The 18,431-nt window shown below is 53.4% G+C and carries 16 protein-coding genes, 3 tRNA genes and 3 rRNA genes; 13 read left to right on the top strand and 9 right to left on the bottom strand.

Annotated elements, in window-relative coordinates:
• Window positions 1–4: 4 nt before the first annotated feature.
• Both rof and ACMGGU_RS02280 read right to left on the bottom strand, forming a co-directional pair.
• On the bottom strand, window positions 5–265 hold the full coding sequence (gene rof, locus ACMGGU_RS02275; protein ID WP_024907532.1) for a Rho-binding antiterminator: 261 nt from the start codon (window positions 263–265) through the stop codon (window positions 5–7).
• Window positions 252–452, bottom strand: a complete 201-nt coding sequence (locus tag ACMGGU_RS02280; RefSeq protein ID WP_111967251.1) for a YaeP family protein — start codon at window positions 450–452, stop codon at window positions 252–254. Before ACMGGU_RS02280 ends, rof begins: the two co-directional genes overlap by 14 nt.
• Window positions 453–648: 196 nt before the next feature.
• On the opposite strand from ACMGGU_RS02280, the gene ACMGGU_RS02285 reads away from it, so the two are divergent.
• From ACMGGU_RS02285 to nlpE, 3 genes are read left to right on the top strand one after another with little or no spacing between them, the layout of a single operon-like run.
• Window positions 649–1,194, top strand: coding sequence for a YaeQ family protein (locus tag ACMGGU_RS02285; RefSeq protein ID WP_021240481.1), 546 nt, complete (start codon window positions 649–651; stop codon window positions 1,192–1,194).
• Window positions 1,191–1,613, top strand: coding sequence for an alternative ribosome rescue aminoacyl-tRNA hydrolase ArfB (gene arfB, locus ACMGGU_RS02290; protein WP_028018285.1), 423 nt, complete (start codon window positions 1,191–1,193; stop codon window positions 1,611–1,613). Before ACMGGU_RS02285 ends, arfB begins: the two co-directional genes overlap by 4 nt.
• A gap of 34 nt (window positions 1,614–1,647) precedes the next feature.
• Window positions 1,648–2,346, top strand: coding sequence for an envelope stress response activation lipoprotein NlpE (gene nlpE, locus ACMGGU_RS02295; RefSeq protein ID WP_048028427.1), 699 nt, complete (start codon window positions 1,648–1,650; stop codon window positions 2,344–2,346).
• Between the two features lie 47 nt (window positions 2,347–2,393).
• On the opposite strand, the gene proS is transcribed toward nlpE, so the two are convergent.
• From proS to metN, 6 genes are all read right to left on the bottom strand, one after another.
• Entirely contained in the window at window positions 2,394–4,112 is a 1,719-nt protein-coding gene (gene proS, locus ACMGGU_RS02300) for a proline--tRNA ligase (protein ID WP_048028425.1), read from the bottom strand.
• Between the two features lie 112 nt (window positions 4,113–4,224).
• Window positions 4,225–4,932, bottom strand: coding sequence for a tRNA (N6-threonylcarbamoyladenosine(37)-N6)-methyltransferase TrmO (gene tsaA / locus ACMGGU_RS02305; RefSeq protein ID WP_045907846.1), 708 nt, complete (start codon window positions 4,930–4,932; stop codon window positions 4,225–4,227).
• Complete coding sequence (gene rcsF / locus ACMGGU_RS02310) at window positions 4,929–5,333, bottom strand: Rcs stress response system protein RcsF (RefSeq protein ID WP_008501883.1); 405 nt, start codon at window positions 5,331–5,333, stop codon at window positions 4,929–4,931. The genes tsaA and rcsF overlap by 4 nt, the downstream gene beginning before the upstream one ends.
• A 106-nt stretch (window positions 5,334–5,439) precedes the next feature.
• Window positions 5,440–6,255 carry a methionine ABC transporter substrate-binding lipoprotein MetQ gene (gene metQ / locus ACMGGU_RS02315; RefSeq protein ID WP_014168729.1) on the bottom strand — a complete coding sequence of 272 codons (816 nt, stop codon included), beginning with the start codon at window positions 6,253–6,255 and terminating at the stop codon, window positions 5,440–5,442.
• 40 nt (window positions 6,256–6,295) lie between these two features.
• Window positions 6,296–6,949 (bottom strand): methionine ABC transporter permease MetI, encoded by a 654-nt coding sequence (locus ACMGGU_RS02320; RefSeq protein ID WP_003856130.1) that lies wholly within the window; start codon window positions 6,947–6,949, stop codon window positions 6,296–6,298.
• Window positions 6,942–7,973 (bottom strand): methionine ABC transporter ATP-binding protein MetN, encoded by a 1,032-nt coding sequence (gene metN, locus ACMGGU_RS02325; protein ID WP_023310475.1) that lies wholly within the window; start codon window positions 7,971–7,973, stop codon window positions 6,942–6,944. Before metN ends, ACMGGU_RS02320 begins: the two co-directional genes overlap by 8 nt.
• 188 nt (window positions 7,974–8,161) lie before the next feature.
• Between metN and gmhB the strand changes: the two genes are divergently transcribed.
• The 8 genes from gmhB (at window position 8,162) to dkgB (ending at window position 15,261) form a co-directional block, all read left to right on the top strand.
• A complete protein-coding gene (gene gmhB / locus ACMGGU_RS02330; RefSeq protein WP_045907848.1) occupies window positions 8,162–8,728 on the top strand; it encodes a D-glycero-beta-D-manno-heptose 1,7-bisphosphate 7-phosphatase in 567 nt (188 codons plus the stop codon).
• Between the two features lie 368 nt (window positions 8,729–9,096).
• Window positions 9,097–10,636, top strand: a 16S ribosomal RNA gene (locus tag ACMGGU_RS02335).
• 70 nt (window positions 10,637–10,706) lie between these two features.
• Window positions 10,707–10,783 (top strand) — tRNA-Ile (locus tag ACMGGU_RS02340).
• A 43-nt stretch (window positions 10,784–10,826) separates the two neighbouring features.
• A tRNA-Ala gene (locus ACMGGU_RS02345) sits at window positions 10,827–10,902 on the top strand.
• Between the two features lie 171 nt (window positions 10,903–11,073).
• Window positions 11,074–13,978, top strand: a 23S ribosomal RNA gene (locus ACMGGU_RS02350).
• A 70-nt stretch (window positions 13,979–14,048) separates the two neighbouring features.
• A 5S ribosomal RNA gene (rrf, locus tag ACMGGU_RS02355) occupies window positions 14,049–14,164 on the top strand.
• Together the 16S, 23S and 5S rRNA genes with 3 tRNA genes alongside form the textbook arrangement of a ribosomal RNA operon.
• Window positions 14,165–14,220: 56 nt before the next feature.
• Window positions 14,221–14,297, top strand: a tRNA-Asp gene (locus ACMGGU_RS02360).
• Window positions 14,298–14,457: 160 nt separating this feature from the next.
• On the top strand, window positions 14,458–15,261 hold the full coding sequence (gene dkgB, locus ACMGGU_RS02365) for a 2,5-didehydrogluconate reductase DkgB (RefSeq protein ID WP_420300216.1): 804 nt from the start codon (window positions 14,458–14,460) through the stop codon (window positions 15,259–15,261).
• Window positions 15,262–15,290: 29 nt separating this feature from the next.
• Here dkgB and yafC read toward each other — a convergent pair whose 3' ends face one another.
• On the bottom strand, window positions 15,291–16,196 hold the full coding sequence (gene yafC / locus ACMGGU_RS02370; RefSeq protein WP_045909864.1) for a DNA-binding transcriptional regulator YafC: 906 nt from the start codon (window positions 16,194–16,196) through the stop codon (window positions 15,291–15,293).
• Window positions 16,197–16,300: 104 nt separating this feature from the next.
• Between yafC and ACMGGU_RS02375 the strand changes: the two genes are divergently transcribed.
• Complete coding sequence (locus ACMGGU_RS02375) at window positions 16,301–17,476, top strand: MFS transporter (protein ID WP_420300217.1); 1,176 nt, start codon at window positions 16,301–16,303, stop codon at window positions 17,474–17,476.
• Window positions 17,477–17,612: 136 nt separating this feature from the next.
• The gene (locus tag ACMGGU_RS02380) at window positions 17,613–18,413 is read left to right on the top strand and encodes an endonuclease/exonuclease/phosphatase family protein (RefSeq protein WP_025912579.1); all 801 of its coding nucleotides are present in this window, start codon (window positions 17,613–17,615) and stop codon (window positions 18,411–18,413) included.
• Window positions 18,414–18,431 lie beyond the last annotated feature (18 nt).

The raw sequence follows: 18,431 nt of genomic DNA on the forward strand, positions 1-18,431 counted from the left end.
GTCATCAGGATTCGCTCACCACGACGGTGCCGATTTGCGGGTGGCTGAAGCTGGCTATTTTATCCAGACGCAGCTCACGCGTCGCACCGGCATCTTCCACTATCAGGTATTCCACGTTCTTACGTGAAACCAGATCGTTGGCTTTCGCCTTCAACACTTCGCCATCTTTTAGCTCCAGCGTCAGTAATAAATGATGCTGGCAGGCGAGTTCGAGGTTGTCATAGTCATCACAATTGATGGGTTGATAAGTATCATTCATCGACATAATCGCTCACCAGTAAATTCGCCGCAGCATACGCTGCTTTTTCCCTGACCGACTCTGAAAGGCTCTCATCAGAGGCCACATCATTAAGCACTTTCAATACACAGCCCAACGCGTCCGGGACATACCCCAGATCTCCGCTGGCGATTTCCGCATACCGTTTGCGAATTAACTCACAATAATTATTCACATCCCCTCCCGCCAGCGCACTGACTTACTGTGAGATATCATTAAGCCTACGAAGATAAACTCGGTTTAGCAAGGTGACTATACCATACTCATTTAAGCAATATCAGCGCCTTGATAGCGGTGTATTTATTACCCCGTAACAGCCTTTTGCCGCGGTTTTCGCTACAATGTGCGCCTGATTCGAATGGAGTTCTCTCATGGCGCTGAAAGCGACAATCTATAAAGCAGTGGTCAATGTGGCCGATCTTGATCGCAACCAGTTCCTGGACGCCTCGCTGACGCTGGCACGCCACCCCTCCGAAACCCAGGAGCGCATGATGCTGCGCCTGCTGGCGTGGATTAAATACGCTGACGAGCGTCTGCAGTTTACCCGTGGGTTAAGCGCAGAAGACGAGCCTGAAGCCTGGCTGCGCAACGATCATCTGGGTATCGATTTGTGGATCGAACTCGGACTGCCGGACGAGCGCAGAATTAAGAAGGCCTGCACCCAGTCCGCTGAAGTGGCCTTATTCGCGTATAATCAGCGTGCTGCAGAGATTTGGTGGCAGCAAAACAAGAGCAAGTGCGGACAGTTTAAAAATCTCACCGTCTGGTATCTGGATGATGAGCAACTGGCGCAGCTGAGCGACTTTGCCAGCCGGACCATGGTGTTACAGGCGACGATTCAGGATGGCGCCATCTGGCTTTCTGATTCTCAGAATAATCTGGAAATTCATTTAACGGCGTGGCAACCGGCCTCATGATCGTCTTGTCCCGAAACGTCAGCATTCCGGACAACGAGCTGGAGATCACCGCCATCCGTGCTCAGGGGGCCGGTGGGCAGCACGTCAACAAGGCCTCAACAGCTATCCATTTGCGTTTTGACATTCGGGCCTCAAGCCTGCCAGAGTATTATAAAGAAAGTCTGCTTGCTGCCAGCCATCACCTCATCACCAGCGATGGCGTGATGGTGATCAAAGCCCAGGAGTACCGCAGCCAGGAGCTCAACCGGGAAGCGGCCATCGCCAGGCTGGTGGCGGTCATCAAAGAATTAACGGCAGTACAAAAAAGCCGCCGGGCAACGCGGCCAACCCGCGCATCGAAAGAGCGTCGGCTGTCCTCGAAGGCCCAAAAATCCACAGTGAAAGCATTACGCGGTAAAGTTCGTCGCCCGACAGAGTGACGAAAGGGAACACAAATTTCATAAGGAATTCATTGTGAAAAAAGCATTATGGTCAGCGCTGGCAGTGAGTACGCTGTTTGCGCTTTTCGGGTGTAACAACCGTTCAGAAACGCAGGTTTTGCAACCCACGCAAACGGAAGAATTAAAACCAATGCAGCAGAGCTGGCGCGGCGTATTGCCTTGCGCGGACTGTGAAGGCATTGAAACGTCCCTGTTCCTGCAAAAAGACGGCACCTGGGTGATGAATCAGCGCTATCAGGGCGGGAAAGAGCCTTCTTCTTTTGCGACTTATGGAACATGGGCGCGTACGGCGGAGAAGCTTGTCCTCACCGATACCTCCGGCGAGAAAACCTGGTTCCGCCCTAAAGGTGACAGCATGGAGATGCTCGACCGCGAAGGTAATCCTATTGAATCCCAGTTCAACTACACGCTGGCGCCGGTGAAAGCGGCTCTGCCCGCGACGCCGATGGCAATGCGCGGGATGTACTTCTATATGGCGGATGCGGCGATCTTTACCGACTGCGCAACCGGCAAGAAGGTTAGCGTGGCAAACAATGCCCAGCTTGAGCGTGATTACGCTGTGGCGCGCGGCAATGACAGCAAGCCGATATTGCTGACGGTGGACGGTCACTTTACGCTGGAGCCAAACCCGGATAGCGGAGAGATGGTGAAAACGCTGGTGGCGGACAAAGACGCGAAATTTATTGCGGGCAAAGACTGTAACAGCAAATAAGCTGACGTAGCGCCATTAAAAAACCCCGCCTGAGCGGGGTTTTTTGTTTAGCCTTTGATGGCTTTCACCAGGTAATCAAGAATGTCGCCGGTCTTGATCATCTGTTTTTCGCCGCTGCGACGGTATTTGTATTCAATCTCGTCGCTATCGAGGTTACGGTCGCCGATCACGACGGTGTGTGGGATACCGATCAGTTCCATATCGGCAAACATCACGCCCGGACGCTCTTTACGGTCATCCATCAGCACTTCGATACCCTGCGCACGCAGCTCGGCATACAGCTTCTCGGCCAGTTCCTGTACGCGGTAAGACTTGTGCATGTTCATTGGCAGAATAGCGACCTGGAACGGTGCGATGTTGTCCGGCCAGACGATGCCGCGCTCGTCGTAGTTCTGCTCAATCGCCGCAGCTACCACGCGCGTTACCCCGATACCGTAGCAACCCATGGTCAGGATCTGGTTACGGCCATCTTCACCCTGAACGGCGGCGTTCAGCGCGCGCGAGTATTTATCGCCCAGCTGGAAGATGTGACCCACTTCGATACCGCGCTTGATCATCAGGGTACCCTGTCCGTCCGGGCTTGGGTCGCCTGCGACCACGTTACGGATGTCAGCCACTTCCGGCGTCGCCACGTCGCGATCCCAGTTGATGCCGAAGTAGTGTTTACCGTCGATGTTCGCACCAGCGGAGAAGTCGCTCATCGCGGCTACCGTGCGGTCAATAACAACAGGCACCGGCATATTCACCGGACCGAGAGAACCTGGCCCAGCATTGACCACGGCGCGGATTTCCGCTTCCGTGGCGAACGTCAGCGGGCTGGCGACCTGTGGCAGCTTCTCGGCTTTCACTTCGTTCAGCTCGTGATCGCCACGCACCAGCAGGGCAACCAGCGGGTAAGCGCTCCCTTCGGTGGATTTCACCAGCAGGGTCTTAACGGTTTTTTCGATCGGCAGATTGAACTGCTCAACCAGCTCGGCAATGGTTTTCGCGTTTGGCGTATCAACCAGCGTCATCTCTTGCGTTGCCGCAGCACGCGGTTCTTTTGGTGCCAGCGCTTCTGCAAATTCGATGTTCGCGGCGTAATCAGAGGAGTCAGAGAAGATCACATCGTCTTCACCACTCTGCGCCAGAACCTGGAACTCATGGGATGCGCTACCGCCGATGGAGCCGGTATCAGCCTGCACAGCGCGGAAATCCAGACCCATGCGGGAGAAGATTTTGCTGTATGCCGCGTACATTGCGTCGTACGTCTCTTGCAGGGATTCCTGAGAGGTATGGAAAGAGTAGGCATCTTTCATCAGGAATTCGCGAGAGCGCATGACGCCGAAACGTGGGCGAACTTCGTCACGGAACTTGGTCTGGATCTGGAAGAAGTTCAGCGGCAGCTGTTTGTAAGAGCTCAGCTCGTTACGAATCAGGTCGGTAATGACTTCTTCATGCGTTGGGCCGAGAACGAACGGACGCTCGCCGCGATCGACGAAGCGCAGCAGTTCAGGGCCATATTGTTCCCAACGGCCACTCTCCTGCCACAGGTCAGCGGGCTGAACCACAGGCATGGACACCTCGATAGCACCGGCGTTGTTCATCTCTTCACGCACGATGTTTTCGACTTTTTTCAGGACGCGCACGCCGGTCGGCAGCCAGGTGTATAACCCGGAGGCCAGCTTGCGGATCATCCCGGCGCGCAGCATCAGCTGATGGCTGATCACTTCGGCGTCGGCAGGCGTCTCCTTCAGAGTGGAGAGCAGATATTGGCTAGTACGCATGTTGTTACGGTTCCATTTCGACGATTGGAACAGGCTGAAACACCAGCCTGACACAAAAAAAGTGGTTTAGTTTACCAGTGTGGCAAAGATGCCAAAAGAGAGGAGAACAAAATTACCTGGGTTCCAGGGCAAACACTTCAAAACCTGCCCCGGTGACGCGCCAGCGAACGTTAAAATCCAGTAGCCAGACGGCGTACGTTTTTCCCGCTTCCTCTTCTTTACGGTAGGCCGGACGTGGGTCCTGTGCCAGCACTTCGGTGATGAAATCCCGTAAGCGAGGATAGCGTTTCTCCAGTTGACCGAGCAGCGAGGCGAGCTCAGGGGTAAAATACACCGGCATATCCGCCGGTGGTGCGTCCTGGGCATAGCTTGCACGCGCGTCCGGAAGGGCTTCGGCGAAGGGCAAATAGGGTTTGATGTCGATCACCGGCGTGCCGTCGACCAGGTCCAGGCTACCTAACTCGAGTATCACCTGATCTTTCTGGCAGCGTATGCCTTTCAGTTCAACCAGCGACATGCCAACCGGGTTTGGACGAAAGGTCGAGCGCGTCGCAAACACCCCCATTCTCGCATTGCCGCCAAGACGAGGAGGACGCACGGTAGGACGCCAGCCGCCTTCCATCGTCTGGTGAAACACGAACACCACCCACAGATGGCTGAACGCCTCGAGCCCGCGTACCGCATCGGCCTGATTGTAAGGCGCAATCAGGTGAAGCTCACCGCGTCCGCTGGTGACAAGACCGGGCTGGCGGGGGACGGCGAACTTCTCTTTATAAGGAGAGTGGATAACGCCTATCTGCTCGAACTGAAATGCACTCATTTCGCCGTGATGTTCAGCGCAGAACCGATGCAAACCGCCTGACGGTAGCAGCCCGGCGTGCCGCTGGTGACTTCACAGCTGTGCAGCAGGACCGCGTTAGCTTTCATTTTTGCGGCATTAATCTGCATGCGTTTACGCGCAGTCGGAATATTCGGTGGTGAGTCCTGATTAGTCGCCTGACAGGATTCGCCGCTCACTTCGCCCAGTTCACGGAACGGTTTACCGACGAGTTCGTCCGCTTTCGTGATAATGCGAACCGGCGCAGGGCGAACCACTTTCGGTTTCGCAGGCTCGGTCTTTGGCGGGGTTGCCGTGCTTTGAACAGGTTCAACGGGAGATCTGCTTAGCATAGAACAGCCGCTCAGCATGAGTGCTAAAAGACAGATCGGTAAAGCACGCATAATATTTCCTCAATGGATAATCAAAACGTCAGATATTGAATCAGTTGACTGCACAAATGACAAGACGGGCATAAGCCCGTCCTGATGATATTACACTGAGGTGAGATTACCAGCCTTTAACAGCGCCGCCGTTAAACACTTTGTTGGCTTCCTGGTAAACTTCGTCTGACTGATAGGCCTGAACGAATTTCTTCACGTTTTCCGCGTCCTTGTTGTCTTCGCGAGTCACGATCAGGTTAACGTACGGGGAGTCTTTATCTTCAACGAAGATACCGTCTTTGGCTGGCGTCAGGCCAATCTGGCTGGCGTACGTGGTGTTGATAACGGCCAGAGCAATCTGCGCATCGTCCAGAGAACGTGGCAGCTGCGGTGCTTCCAGTTCAACGATTTTCAGATTTTTCGGGTTCTCGGTGACGTCCAGAACGGTTGGCAGCAGGCCAACACCGTCTTTCAGTTTGATCAGGCCCACTTTCTGCAGCAGCAGCAGGGAACGACCAAGGTTAGTTGGGTCGTTAGGCACGGCAACCTGAGAGCCCGGCTGCAGTTCGTCCAGTGATTTAATTTTCTTAGAGTAACCGGCAATCGGATAAACGAAGGTGTTACCGACACCCACCAGTTTATAGCCACGATCTTTGATCTGCTGGTCCAGGTATGGCTTATGCTGGAAGGCGTTCGCGTCGATATCGCCTTTGCTCAGCGCTTCGTTCGGCAGAACGTAATCGTTGAAGGTCACCAGCTCCACGTCCAGGCCATACTTCTCTTTTGCCACTTTCTGAGCAACTTCCGCAACCTGCTGTTCTGCACCTACGATAACGCCCACTTTAATGTGGTTTGGATCCTTTTCGTCCTGACCGCAACCCACCAGTGCCAGAGAGCCGATCAGCGCGCCTACTGCTGCGAAGGTCTTTAATTTAAACGCCATGTTTTATCCTTAACTCGTAGAGTTTGTGTTGTGTGTAACGTTATTTATGCGTAACAGCCCGGACGATGCGATCGCCAGAGAACTGGATTAAGTAAACCAGAACAACCAGCAATACCAGAACGGTATTCATCACGGTCGCGTTATATCCAATATAGCCGTACTGGTAACCAATCTGACCTAAACCGCCCGCGCCTACGGCACCGCCCATCGCCGAATAACCGACCAGGGTGATAAGCGTAATGGTTGCCGCATTCACCAGCCCTGGCAGTGCCTCCGGCAGCAGAACCTTGCGGACGATCTGCATCGGTGTGGCACCCATCGCACGGGAAGCTTCGATCAAACCGGTTGGGATTTCCAGCAGGGCGTTTTCCACCATACGGGCGATAAACGGCGCAGCGCCAACGGTCAGCGGAACGATCGCCGCCTGCAGACCGATAGACGTTCCGACGATCACGCGGGTAAACGGAATCATCCACACCAGCAGAATAATGAAGGGGATAGAACGGAAGATATTCACCAGCGCAGAGAGCGTACGGTACAGCTTCGCGTTCTCAATGATTTGACCCGGACGCGTCACGTACAGCAACACGCCGACCGGCAGGCCAATCACAAAACCAAAGAAGCCAGAGACAAAGGTCATTGCCAGCGTTTCCCAAACGCCGCGAACCAGCAGCCACATCATCGGCTCAGACATAACCCAGTACCTCTACTTTTACGTGATGTTCTTGCAGCCAGGCAATGGCTGCCTGGGTTTCTTCTTGTGTGCCGTGCATTTCTGTCAGCATGATGCCGAACTTGACGCCACCGGCGTAATCCATCTGCGCGCTGATGATGTTGTTGTTCACGTTAAAGCGACGTGCGGTTTCGGAAAGCAGGGGAGCATCAACGGACTGACCGGTGAACTCCATGCGCAGCATCGGGACGCTGTCAGCAGCGGGTTCGGTTTTCAAACGCTCCAGATAGTCTTCCGGAATATCCAGATGCAGCGTGGACTGGATGAACTGCTGCGCCAGCGGGGTTTTCGGATGCGAGAACACTTCACTTACCGTGTCCTGCTCGATCAGTTCACCGTTGCTGATGACCGCCACGCAGTCACAGATGCGTTTCACTACGTCCATCTCGTGCGTAATAAGAAGGATCGTCAGGCCCAGGCGACGATTAATGTCCTTCAGCAGTTCCAGAATCGAACGCGTGGTTGCCGGATCCAGTGCGCTGGTGGCTTCATCGCACAGCAGTACCTTAGGATTGCTTGCCAGCGCGCGGGCAATGGCCACACGTTGTTTTTGCCCACCGGACAGATTTGCCGGGTAGCTATCATGTTTGTCGCCCAGACCCACGAGGTCGAGCAGCTCGGTGACGCGACGCTTCACTTCTTCTTTTGGCGTGTTATCCAGCTCAAGCGGTAAGGCAACGTTGCCGAACACGGTGCGGGAGGCCAGCAGGTTAAAGTGCTGGAAAATCATGCCAATCTGACGACGCGCTTTGGTGAGTTCTTTCTCTGAAAGGGCGGTAAGTTCCTGGCCGCCAACTTCTACGCTGCCCTGGGTTGGGCGCTCAAGCAGGTTAACACAACGGATCAGCGTGCTTTTACCTGCACCCGATGCGCCAATGACGCCATAAATTTGACCAGCAGGAACATGCAGGCTGACGTTGTTCAGCGCCTGAATGGTTCGGTTCCCCTGCTGGAACACTTTGGTGATATTGGAAAGTTTAATCATTAGATTATTTTTATCGTATGTAAGTTAGCCGTGGCATTTTCTTCTGCCAGATACGGGTGATGACCGTAAACAAAACGGATGTTAAGGCATCCAGACGTCTAAATCAATCCAACTCTGTACGATGAGCACTTTATTGCGCTGCGATTCATGAGATACTAGTCGAACATGCCTTTTTCAGGAGCAAACCGGTGGCAAAATCAGTACCCGCAATTTTCCTCGATCGTGACGGCACTATTAATGTGGATCACGGTTATGTCCATGAGATTGATGAGTTCGAGTTTATCGAGGGCGTAATAGATGCCATGCGCCAGCTGAAAGAGATGGGTTATGCGCTGGTGGTGGTGACGAACCAGTCCGGTATTGCACGCGGTAAATTTACCGAAGCGCAGTTTGAGACGCTGACGGAATGGATGGACTGGTCACTGGCCGACCGCGGTGTGGATCTCGATGGCATCTACTATTGTCCGCATCACCCACAGGGAACCGTAGAAGAATATCGTCAGACCTGTGATTGCCGTAAGCCGCATCCGGGAATGTTCATCTCTGCGCAGGAGTTCCTGCACATTGATATGGCGGCTTCTTATATGGTGGGCGATAAACTGGAAGATATGCAGGCAGCTGCAGCAGCGGGTGTAGGGACCAAAATATTAGTGCGCACCGGCAAGCCTGTGACGCCAGAAGCTGAGAATGCGGCGGATTGGGTAATTAATAGTCTGGCCGAGCTGCCAAAAGAGATTAAAAAGCACCAAAAATAGCCTTTCTGGTGAAAAGATGAGCGGTTGAAATAAAAATGCATTTTTCCGCTTGTCATTCCTCGGCGGCCCCCTATAATGCGCCTCCATCGACACGGCGGATGTGAATCACTTCACAAACACCGCGGTCGGTTGAAGAGAAAAAATCCTGAAATAACGGGTTGACTCTGAAAGAGGAAAGCGTAATATACGCCACCTCGCAACGGTGAGCGAAAGCCGCGTTGCACTGCTCTTTAACAATTTATCAGACAATCTGTGTGGGCACTCAAAGTGACATGGATTCTTAATGTCTTCGGACAATAAATGAATACCAAGTCTCTGAGTGAACATGCGTAATTCATTACGAAGTTTAATTCACGAGCATCAAACTTAAATTGAAGAGTTTGATCATGGCTCAGATTGAACGCTGGCGGCAGGCCTAACACATGCAAGTCGAGCGGTAACACAGGGAGCTTGCTCCTGGGTGACGAGCGGCGGACGGGTGAGTAATGTCTGGGAAACTGCCTGATGGAGGGGGATAACTACTGGAAACGGTAGCTAATACCGCATAACGTCGCAAGACCAAAGAGGGGGACCTTCGGGCCTCTTGCCATCAGATGTGCCCAGATGGGATTAGCTAGTAGGTGGGGTAACGGCTCACCTAGGCGACGATCCCTAGCTGGTCTGAGAGGATGACCAGCCACACTGGAACTGAGACACGGTCCAGACTCCTACGGGAGGCAGCAGTGGGGAATATTGCACAATGGGCGCAAGCCTGATGCAGCCATGCCGCGTGTATGAAGAAGGCCTTCGGGTTGTAAAGTACTTTCAGCGGGGAGGAAGGCGGTGAGGTTAATAACCTCATCGATTGACGTTACCCGCAGAAGAAGCACCGGCTAACTCCGTGCCAGCAGCCGCGGTAATACGGAGGGTGCAAGCGTTAATCGGAATTACTGGGCGTAAAGCGCACGCAGGCGGTCTGTCAAGTCGGATGTGAAATCCCCGGGCTCAACCTGGGAACTGCATTCGAAACTGGCAGGCTAGAGTCTTGTAGAGGGGGGTAGAATTCCAGGTGTAGCGGTGAAATGCGTAGAGATCTGGAGGAATACCGGTGGCGAAGGCGGCCCCCTGGACAAAGACTGACGCTCAGGTGCGAAAGCGTGGGGAGCAAACAGGATTAGATACCCTGGTAGTCCACGCCGTAAACGATGTCGACTTGGAGGTTGTGCCCTTGAGGCGTGGCTTCCGGAGCTAACGCGTTAAGTCGACCGCCTGGGGAGTACGGCCGCAAGGTTAAAACTCAAATGAATTGACGGGGGCCCGCACAAGCGGTGGAGCATGTGGTTTAATTCGATGCAACGCGAAGAACCTTACCTACTCTTGACATCCAGAGAACTTTCCAGAGATGGATTGGTGCCTTCGGGAACTCTGAGACAGGTGCTGCATGGCTGTCGTCAGCTCGTGTTGTGAAATGTTGGGTTAAGTCCCGCAACGAGCGCAACCCTTATCCTTTGTTGCCAGCGGTTAGGCCGGGAACTCAAAGGAGACTGCCAGTGATAAACTGGAGGAAGGTGGGGATGACGTCAAGTCATCATGGCCCTTACGAGTAGGGCTACACACGTGCTACAATGGCGCATACAAAGAGAAGCGACCTCGCGAGAGCAAGCGGACCTCATAAAGTGCGTCGTAGTCCGGATTGGAGTCTGCAACTCGACTCCATGAAGTCGGAATCGCTAGTAATCGTAGATCAGAATGCTACGGTGAATACGTTCCCGGGCCTTGTACACACCGCCCGTCACACCATGGGAGTGGGTTGCAAAAGAAGTAGGTAGCTTAACCTTCGGGAGGGCGCTTACCACTTTGTGATTCATGACTGGGGTGAAGTCGTAACAAGGTAACCGTAGGGGAACCTGCGGTTGGATCACCTCCTTACCTTAAAGAACCTGCCTTTGCAGTGCTCACACAGATTGTCTGATGAAAAAACAGCAGTAAAAATCTCTGCAGGCTTGTAGCTCAGGTGGTTAGAGCGCACCCCTGATAAGGGTGAGGTCGGTGGTTCAAGTCCACTCAGGCCTACCAAACTCCTTTTAAAGGATGAGCGGTACAGAGATTGCAAAACGATGGGGCTATAGCTCAGCTGGGAGAGCGCCTGCTTTGCACGCAGGAGGTCTGCGGTTCGATCCCGCATAGCTCCACCATCTTTTACTGCGAACCCAAGAAAACTTCAGAGTGAACCTGAAAAGGTGCACTGCGAAGTTTTGCTCTTTAAAAATCTGGATCAAGCTGAAAATTGAAACGACACATCTTTAAGGTGTGTTCGAGTCTCTCAAATTTTCGCAATCATGAAGTGAAACATCTTCGGGTTGTGAGGTTAAGCGACTAAGCGTACACGGTGGATGCCCTGGCAGTCAGAGGCGATGAAGGACGTGCTAATCTGCGAAAAGCGCCGGCGAGGTGATATGAACCTTTGACCCGGCGATGTCCGAATGGGGAAACCCAGTGTGATTCGTCACACTATCGTTAACTGAATACATAGGTTAACGAGGCGAACCGGGGGAACTGAAACATCTAAGTACCCCGAGGAAAAGAAATCAACCGAGATTCCCCCAGTAGCGGCGAGCGAACGGGGAGCAGCCCAGAGTCTGAATCAGCTTGTGTGTTAGTGGAAGCGTCTGGAAAGTCGCACGGTACAGGGTGACAGTCCCGTACACGAAAACACACAGGCTGTGAACTCGAAGAGTAGGGCGGGACACGTGGTATCCTGTCTGAATATGGGGGGACCATCCTCCAAGGCTAAATACTCCTGACTGACCGATAGTGAACCAGTACCGTGAGGGAAAGGCGAAAAGAACCCCGGCGAGGGGAGTGAAAAAGAACCTGAAACCGTGTACGTACAAGCAGTGGGAGCACCTTCGTGGTGTGACTGCGTACCTTTTGTATAATGGGTCAGCGACTTATATTCTGTAGCAAGGTTAACCGTATAGGGGAGCCGAAGGGAAACCGAGTCTTAACTGGGCGTTAAGTTGCAGGGTATAGACCCGAAACCCGGTGATCTAGCCATGGGCAGGTTGAAGGTTGGGTAACACTAACTGGAGGACCGAACCGACTAATGTTGAAAAATTAGCGGATGACTTGTGGCTGGGGGTGAAAGGCCAATCAAACCGGGAGATAGCTGGTTCTCCCCGAAAGCTATTTAGGTAGCGCCTCGTGAACTCATCTTCGGGGGTAGAGCACTGTTTCGGCTAGGGGGCCATCCCGGCTTACCAACCCGATGCAAACTACGAATACCGAAGAATGTTATCACGGGAGACACACGGCGGGTGCTAACGTCCGTCGTGAAGAGGGAAACAACCCAGACCGCCAGCTAAGGTCCCAAAGTCATGGTTAAGTGGGAAACGATGTGGGAAGGCACAGACAGCCAGGATGTTGGCTTAGAAGCAGCCATCATTTAAAGAAAGCGTAATAGCTCACTGGTCGAGTCGGCCTGCGCGGAAGATGTAACGGGGCTAAACCATGCACCGAAGCTGCGGCAGCGACGCTTATGCGTTGTTGGGTAGGGGAGCGTTCTGTAAGCCGTTGAAGGTGTGCTGTGAGGCATGCTGGAGGTATCAGAAGTGCGAATGCTGACATAAGTAACGATAAAGCGGGTGAAAAGCCCGCTCGCCGGAAGACCAAGGGTTCCTGTCCAACGTTAATCGGGGCAGGGTGAGTCGACCCCTAAGGCGAGGCCGAAAGGCGTAGTCGATGGGAAACAGGTTAATATTCCTGTACTTGGTGTTACTGCGAAGGGGGGACGGAGAAGGCTATGTTAGCCGGGCGACGGTTGTCCCGGTTTAAGCATGTAGGCGGAGGTTCCAGGTAAATCCGGTACCTTTTAACGCTGAGGTGTGATGACGAGGCACTACGGTGCTGAAGTAACAAATGCCCTGCTTCCAGGAAAAGCCTCTAAGCATCAGGTAACATTAAATCGTACCCCAAACCGACACAGGTGGTCAGGTAGAGAATACCAAGGCGCTTGAGAGAACTCGGGTGAAGGAACTAGGCAAAATGGTGCCGTAACTTCGGGAGAAGGCACGCTGATATGTAGGTGAAGCCCCTGCGGGTGGAGCTGAAATCAGTCGAAGATACCAGCTGGCTGCAACTGTTTATTAAAAACACAGCACTGTGCAAACACGAAAGTGGACGTATACGGTGTGACGCCTGCCCGGTGCCGGAAGGTTAATTGATGGGGTTAGCGGCAACGCGAAGCTCTTGATCGAAGCCCCGGTAAACGGCGGCCGTAACTATAACGGTCCTAAGGTAGCGAAATTCCTTGTCGGGTAAGTTCCGACCTGCACGAATGGCGTAATGATGGCCAGGCTGTCTCCACCCGAGACTCAGTGAAATTGAACTCGCTGTGAAGATGCAGTGTACCCGCGGCAAGACGGAAAGACCCCGTGAACCTTTACTATAGCTTGACACTGAACACTGGTCCTTGATGTGTAGGATAGGTGGGAGGCTTTGAAGTGTGGACGCCAGTCTGCATGGAGCCGTCCTTGAAATACCACCCTTTAATGGCTGGTGTTCTAACGTAGACCCGTGATCCGGGTTGCGGACAGTGTCTGGTGGGTAGTTTGACTGGGGCGGTCTCCTCCCAAAGAGTAACGGAGGAGCACGAAGGTTAGCTAATCCTGGTCGGACATCAGGAGGTTAGTGCAATGGCATAAGCTAGCTTGACTGCGAGAGTGACGGCTCGAGCAGGTGCGAAAGCAGGTCATAGTGATCCGGTGGTTCTGAATGGAAGGGCCATCGCTCAACGGATAAAAGGTACTCCGGGGATAACAGGCTGATACCGCCCAAGAGTTCATATCGACGGCGGTGTTTGGCACCTCGATGTCGGCTCATCACATCCTGGGGCTGAAGTAGGTCCCAAGGGTATGGCTGTTCGCCATTTAAAGTGGTACGCGAGCTGGGTTTAGAACGTCGTGAGACAGTTCGGTCCCTATCTGCCGTGGGCGCTGGAGAATTGAGGGGGGCTGCTCCTAGTACGAGAGGACCGGAGTGGACGCATCACTGGTGTTCGGGTTGTCATGCCAATGGCACTGCCCGGTAGCTAAATGCGGAAAAGATAAGTGCTGAAAGCATCTAAGCACGAAACTTGCCCCGAGATGAGTTCTCCCTGAGACTTTAAGTCTCCTGAAGGAACGTTGAAGACGACGACGTTGATAGGTCGGGTGTGTAAGCGCAGCGATGCGTTGAGCTAACCGATACTAATGAACCGTGAGGCTTAACCTTACAACGCCGAAGATGTTTTGGCGACGAGACAGACACGATTTTCAGCCTGATACAGATTAAACAGAATTTGCCTGGCGGCTTTAGCGCGGTGGTCCCACCTGACCCCATGCCGAACTCAGAAGTGAAACGCCGTAGCGCCGATGGTAGTGTGGGGTCTCCCCATGTGAGAGTAGGGAACTGCCAGGCATCAAATTAAGTAGTAAGCCGGTGCATTAATCCGGTGGTTACAAGCAGTCTTCGGTGGAGCGGTAGTTCAGTCGGTTAGAATACCTGCCTGTCACGCAGGGGGTCGCGGGTTCGAGTCCCGTCCGTTCCGCCACTTATTAAAAGCCCTGAGTTAACGCTCAGGGCTTTTTTCTTATCTGACGTTTAATTATTGCGAAATCAGCAAAAATCCTCTGCGTTTTACGATCTTTTTCTCTATAACACAGCCAGCGATAATCGTCCTCAGTTTACGAACATAACGATTGAGGAAAATTATGACTCTCCCTGCATTTGGTCTGGGCACTTTCCGCCTGAAAGACGACGTTGTTATCGCATCAGTTAAAACCGCACTCGAACTGGGCTATCGCGCAGTTGATACGGCGCAGATCTATGAAAACGAAGCTGCCGTTGGACAAGCTCTCGAAGAGAGCGGTGTACCGCGTAATGAGCTGTTCATTACCACGAAAATCTGGATTGAGAATCTCAGCAAAGACAAGCTGATCCCAAGCCTGAAAGAAAGCCTGAAAAAACTGCGTACTGACTACGTCGATCTGACGCTGATCCACTGGCCATCACCAAACGATGCCGTCTCCGTGGAAGAATTCATGCAGGCGCTGCTGGAAGCGAAAAAGCAGGGCTTAACCCGCGAAATTGGGATCTCCAACTTCACGATCCCGCTGATGGAAAAAACCATTGCGGCTGTAGGTGCAGAAAATATTGCGACCAACCAGATTGAACTGTCTCCTTACCTGCAGAACCGCAAAGTCGTGGACTGGGCAAAACAGCACGGGATCCACATCACCTCATACATGACGCTGGCCTATGGTAAAGCGCTGAAAGATGAAGTGATTACGCGTATCGCTGAGAAACATAACGCGACTGCCGCGCAGGTCATTCTGGCATGGGCAATGGGTGAAGGTTATGCCGTGATCCCATCTTCAACTAAACGTGAAAACCTGGCGAGCAACCTGTTAGCAACGGATCTTCACCTGGATGCTGACGATAAAAAAGCGATCGCAGCCCTGGAGTGCAACGATCGCCTGGTCAGCCCGGAAGGCTTAGCTCCTCACTGGGATTAAGTTTGACCCACCCTCTGTAACCTGAACCCTCACACAGCTCCTCCGGGAGCTGTTTTTATATGTTCACTCAGAAAATCAATAAAGGCACGAATGCGCGTACTCACTGCTCTGTCACTGTAATACACCGCGCTAAAAGGCATTTCGACCGGTAGGCGTTTATCGGCCATCAATTCCACCAGTTCACCTCGCGCAATCTCCTTATCAATCATATAGTCTGACAGGCAGGCGATACCATTGCCTTCGAGGCACAGCTGCTTCAGCGTTTCCCCGCTGTTAGACGACAATCCGCTAGTAATTTCATGAAGTTGCCCATCATGGCAGGCGACAGGCCAGGTGTTCAGCGATACCGGCTCCGTAAAGCCCAGGCACAGATGCTGCTTCAGTTCTTCAACCGTCTCCGGTTTACCATGTTCAGCAATATACTGTGGCGACGCGATAATTTTTCGGTAGCTGGCAAACAGAGGGCGGGCACGCAAGCTTGAATCGGTCAGCGTTCCCGCCCGGATTGCCACATCTACCTTTCGCTCGATGAGGTTGATAAACGTCTCTGAGGAGACCAGAGAGAGCGTCATCTCCGGATAACGTTCGCGGAAAGGTTTAATCAGCGGCATCAGAAAGTGAAGCACAACCGGCGTGGCCGCATCAATGCGCAGTAACCCACGCGGCGTGCTGCGGGTTTCCATAATCTCGGTCTCCGCTGCGGCCATCTCCTGCAGTACCGACTGCACGCGGCGAAAATAACGCTCTCCTTCTTCCGTCAGGCTCAGTTGCCGCGTCGTTCGGTTAAGCAGGCTCACCCCAAGCTTCATCTCCAGCTTTTTTACCGAGCGGCTAATGGCTGAGTTAGCCTGCCCCAGCTGTTCGGCCGCGCGGCTAAAGCTGCCGCTTTCGACGACGGCGACAAAGATTGTCAGCTCTTCCGACGTTGCTTTCATTGTTGCACCACCCGCAAAATTCTATTGATATTTTGACCATTTTTGTTATTTAAGCACTGGCGCATACTGCCTGTCATCTTAATCCTGATGATACGGAGTATTTTATGCCACTGGCGCTTCTTGCCCTGACGATCAGTGCCTTTGCAATTGGCACGACCGAATTTGTTATTGTGGGGCTGGTTCCCACCATTGCTAACCAGCTTGCGATCTCATTGCCCTCCGCCGGATTACTGGTGTCCATCTATGCCCTGGGTGTTGCCGTCGGTGCCCCCGTGCTGACGGCCCTGACCGGACGCTTTCCGCGTAAGCAGCTGTTAGTTGCATTAATGGTGCTGTTCACCGCCGGCAACGTGCTGGCCTGGCAGGCGCCGGACTACACCACGCTGGTCATCGCTCGTCTGTTGACCGGCCTTGCACACGGGGTGTTCTTCTCGATTGGTTCCACTATTGCAACCAGCATGGTACCAAAAGAGAAAGCGGCCTCCGCCATTGCGATCATGTTCGGTGGGCTGACCGTTGCACTCGTCACGGGCGTACCGTTGGGGACGTTTATCGGACAACACTTCGGCTGGCGTGAAACGTTCCTGGCCGTCTCCTTACTGGGCGTCATTGCCCTGGTGACCAGCCTGCTGCTGGTGCCGTCGAATATTCCTGGCCGGGCCAGCGCCAGCCTGAGCGATCAGCTGAAGGTGCTCACGCATCCGCGTTTGCTGATCATCTACGCGGTTACGGCGCTTGGCTATGGCGGCGTATTCACCGCCTTCACTTTCCTTGCACCGATGATGCAGGACCTGGCGGGCTTCTCCCCCAATGCCGTGAGCTGGATATTGCTGGGATACGGTATTTCCGTTGCGATAGGCAATATCTGGGGCGGCAAGCTTGCGGATAAGCATGGGGCGGTTCCGGCGCTGAAATTCATCTTCGCCGCGCTGGTCGTTCTGTTGATGATTTTCCAGTTCACGGCTTCGATACAGTACGCCGCGCTGGTCACCGTGCTGGTCATGGGGATCTTCGCCTTTGGTAATGTGCCCGGGCTTCAGGTCTACGTTGTTCAGAAAGCCGAGCTTTATACGCCCAATGCGGTGGATGTGGCTTCCGGCCTGAATATTGCCGCTTTTAATATTGGTATCGCGCTGGGCTCCATCATTGGTGGGCAAACCGTCGAACACGTCGGATTAACCCAGACGCCATGGATTGGCGCGGTGATTGTCCTGGTCGCTTTCCTGTTGATTGGTCTGAGCGGACGTCTTGATAAACCCGCCCGCGTCGCACTGGGTTAACATCAGTAAGCGCTTGCTTACAAAACTGGAAAGCGGTTTCTCAGAAATTGCGTTGAAAGTGTGACCTAAAGTCCCTATAACATTAGAACCAGTCCGTTTTCCGGACTGGTTCATGTTACAGAGGCTGTTTCCAAAAGTGCGAAAAAATACCTATGCCATGCGTTATGTAGCCGGAATGCCCGCGGAGAGGATCTTGCCTCCGGGGTCATTTGCGAGCATAAGCCAGGCATTACCCGCCGGCACACCGTTAAGCAGCGATGAAAAAATCCGTGTACTGGTGTGGAATATCTTTAAGCAGCAGCGTGCGGAGTGGTTATCGGTCCTCAAGAATTTTGGCAAAGATGCCCATCTGGTCCTGCTCCAGGAGGCGCAAACCACGCCTGAACTCGTTCGGTTTGCTACCACTCACTATCTTGCCGCCGACCAGGTACCCGCCTTTGTTCTGCCTCAGCACCCCTCGGGCGTGATGACGCTTTCAGCGGCACATCCCGTCTATTGTTGTCCACTGCGCGAACGAGAGCCTATTCTGCGCCTGGCGAAATCGGCGCTGGTGACGGTCTATCCGCTGCCGGATACCCGTATGCTGATGGTCGTGAATATCCACGCGGTGAACTTCAGCCTGGGCGTGGATGTGTACAGTAAACAGTTACTTCCGATTGGCGATCAGATAGCGCATCACAGCGGGCCCATCATTATGGCCGGCGATTTCAATGCCTGGAGCCGTCCGCGCATGAATGCGCTGTATCGCTTTGCGCGCGAAATGTCGCTGCGTGAAGTTCGTTTTAGCGATGACCAGCGCAAAAAAGCCTTTGGTCGTCCTCTTGACTTTGTCTTCTATCGTGGGTTGAGCGTGCACGATGCCTCCGTGCTGGTGACGCGCGCCTCCGATCATAACCCTCTACTCGTCGAATTCAGTCCCGGCAAACCTGATAAATAATGGTGTGTCAGGTCTGCC

The sequence above is a fragment of the Enterobacter sp. BNK-8 genome (assembly GCF_048685095.1).
In the GTDB taxonomy this organism is placed as follows: domain Bacteria; phylum Pseudomonadota; class Gammaproteobacteria; order Enterobacterales; family Enterobacteriaceae; genus Enterobacter; species Enterobacter quasiroggenkampii.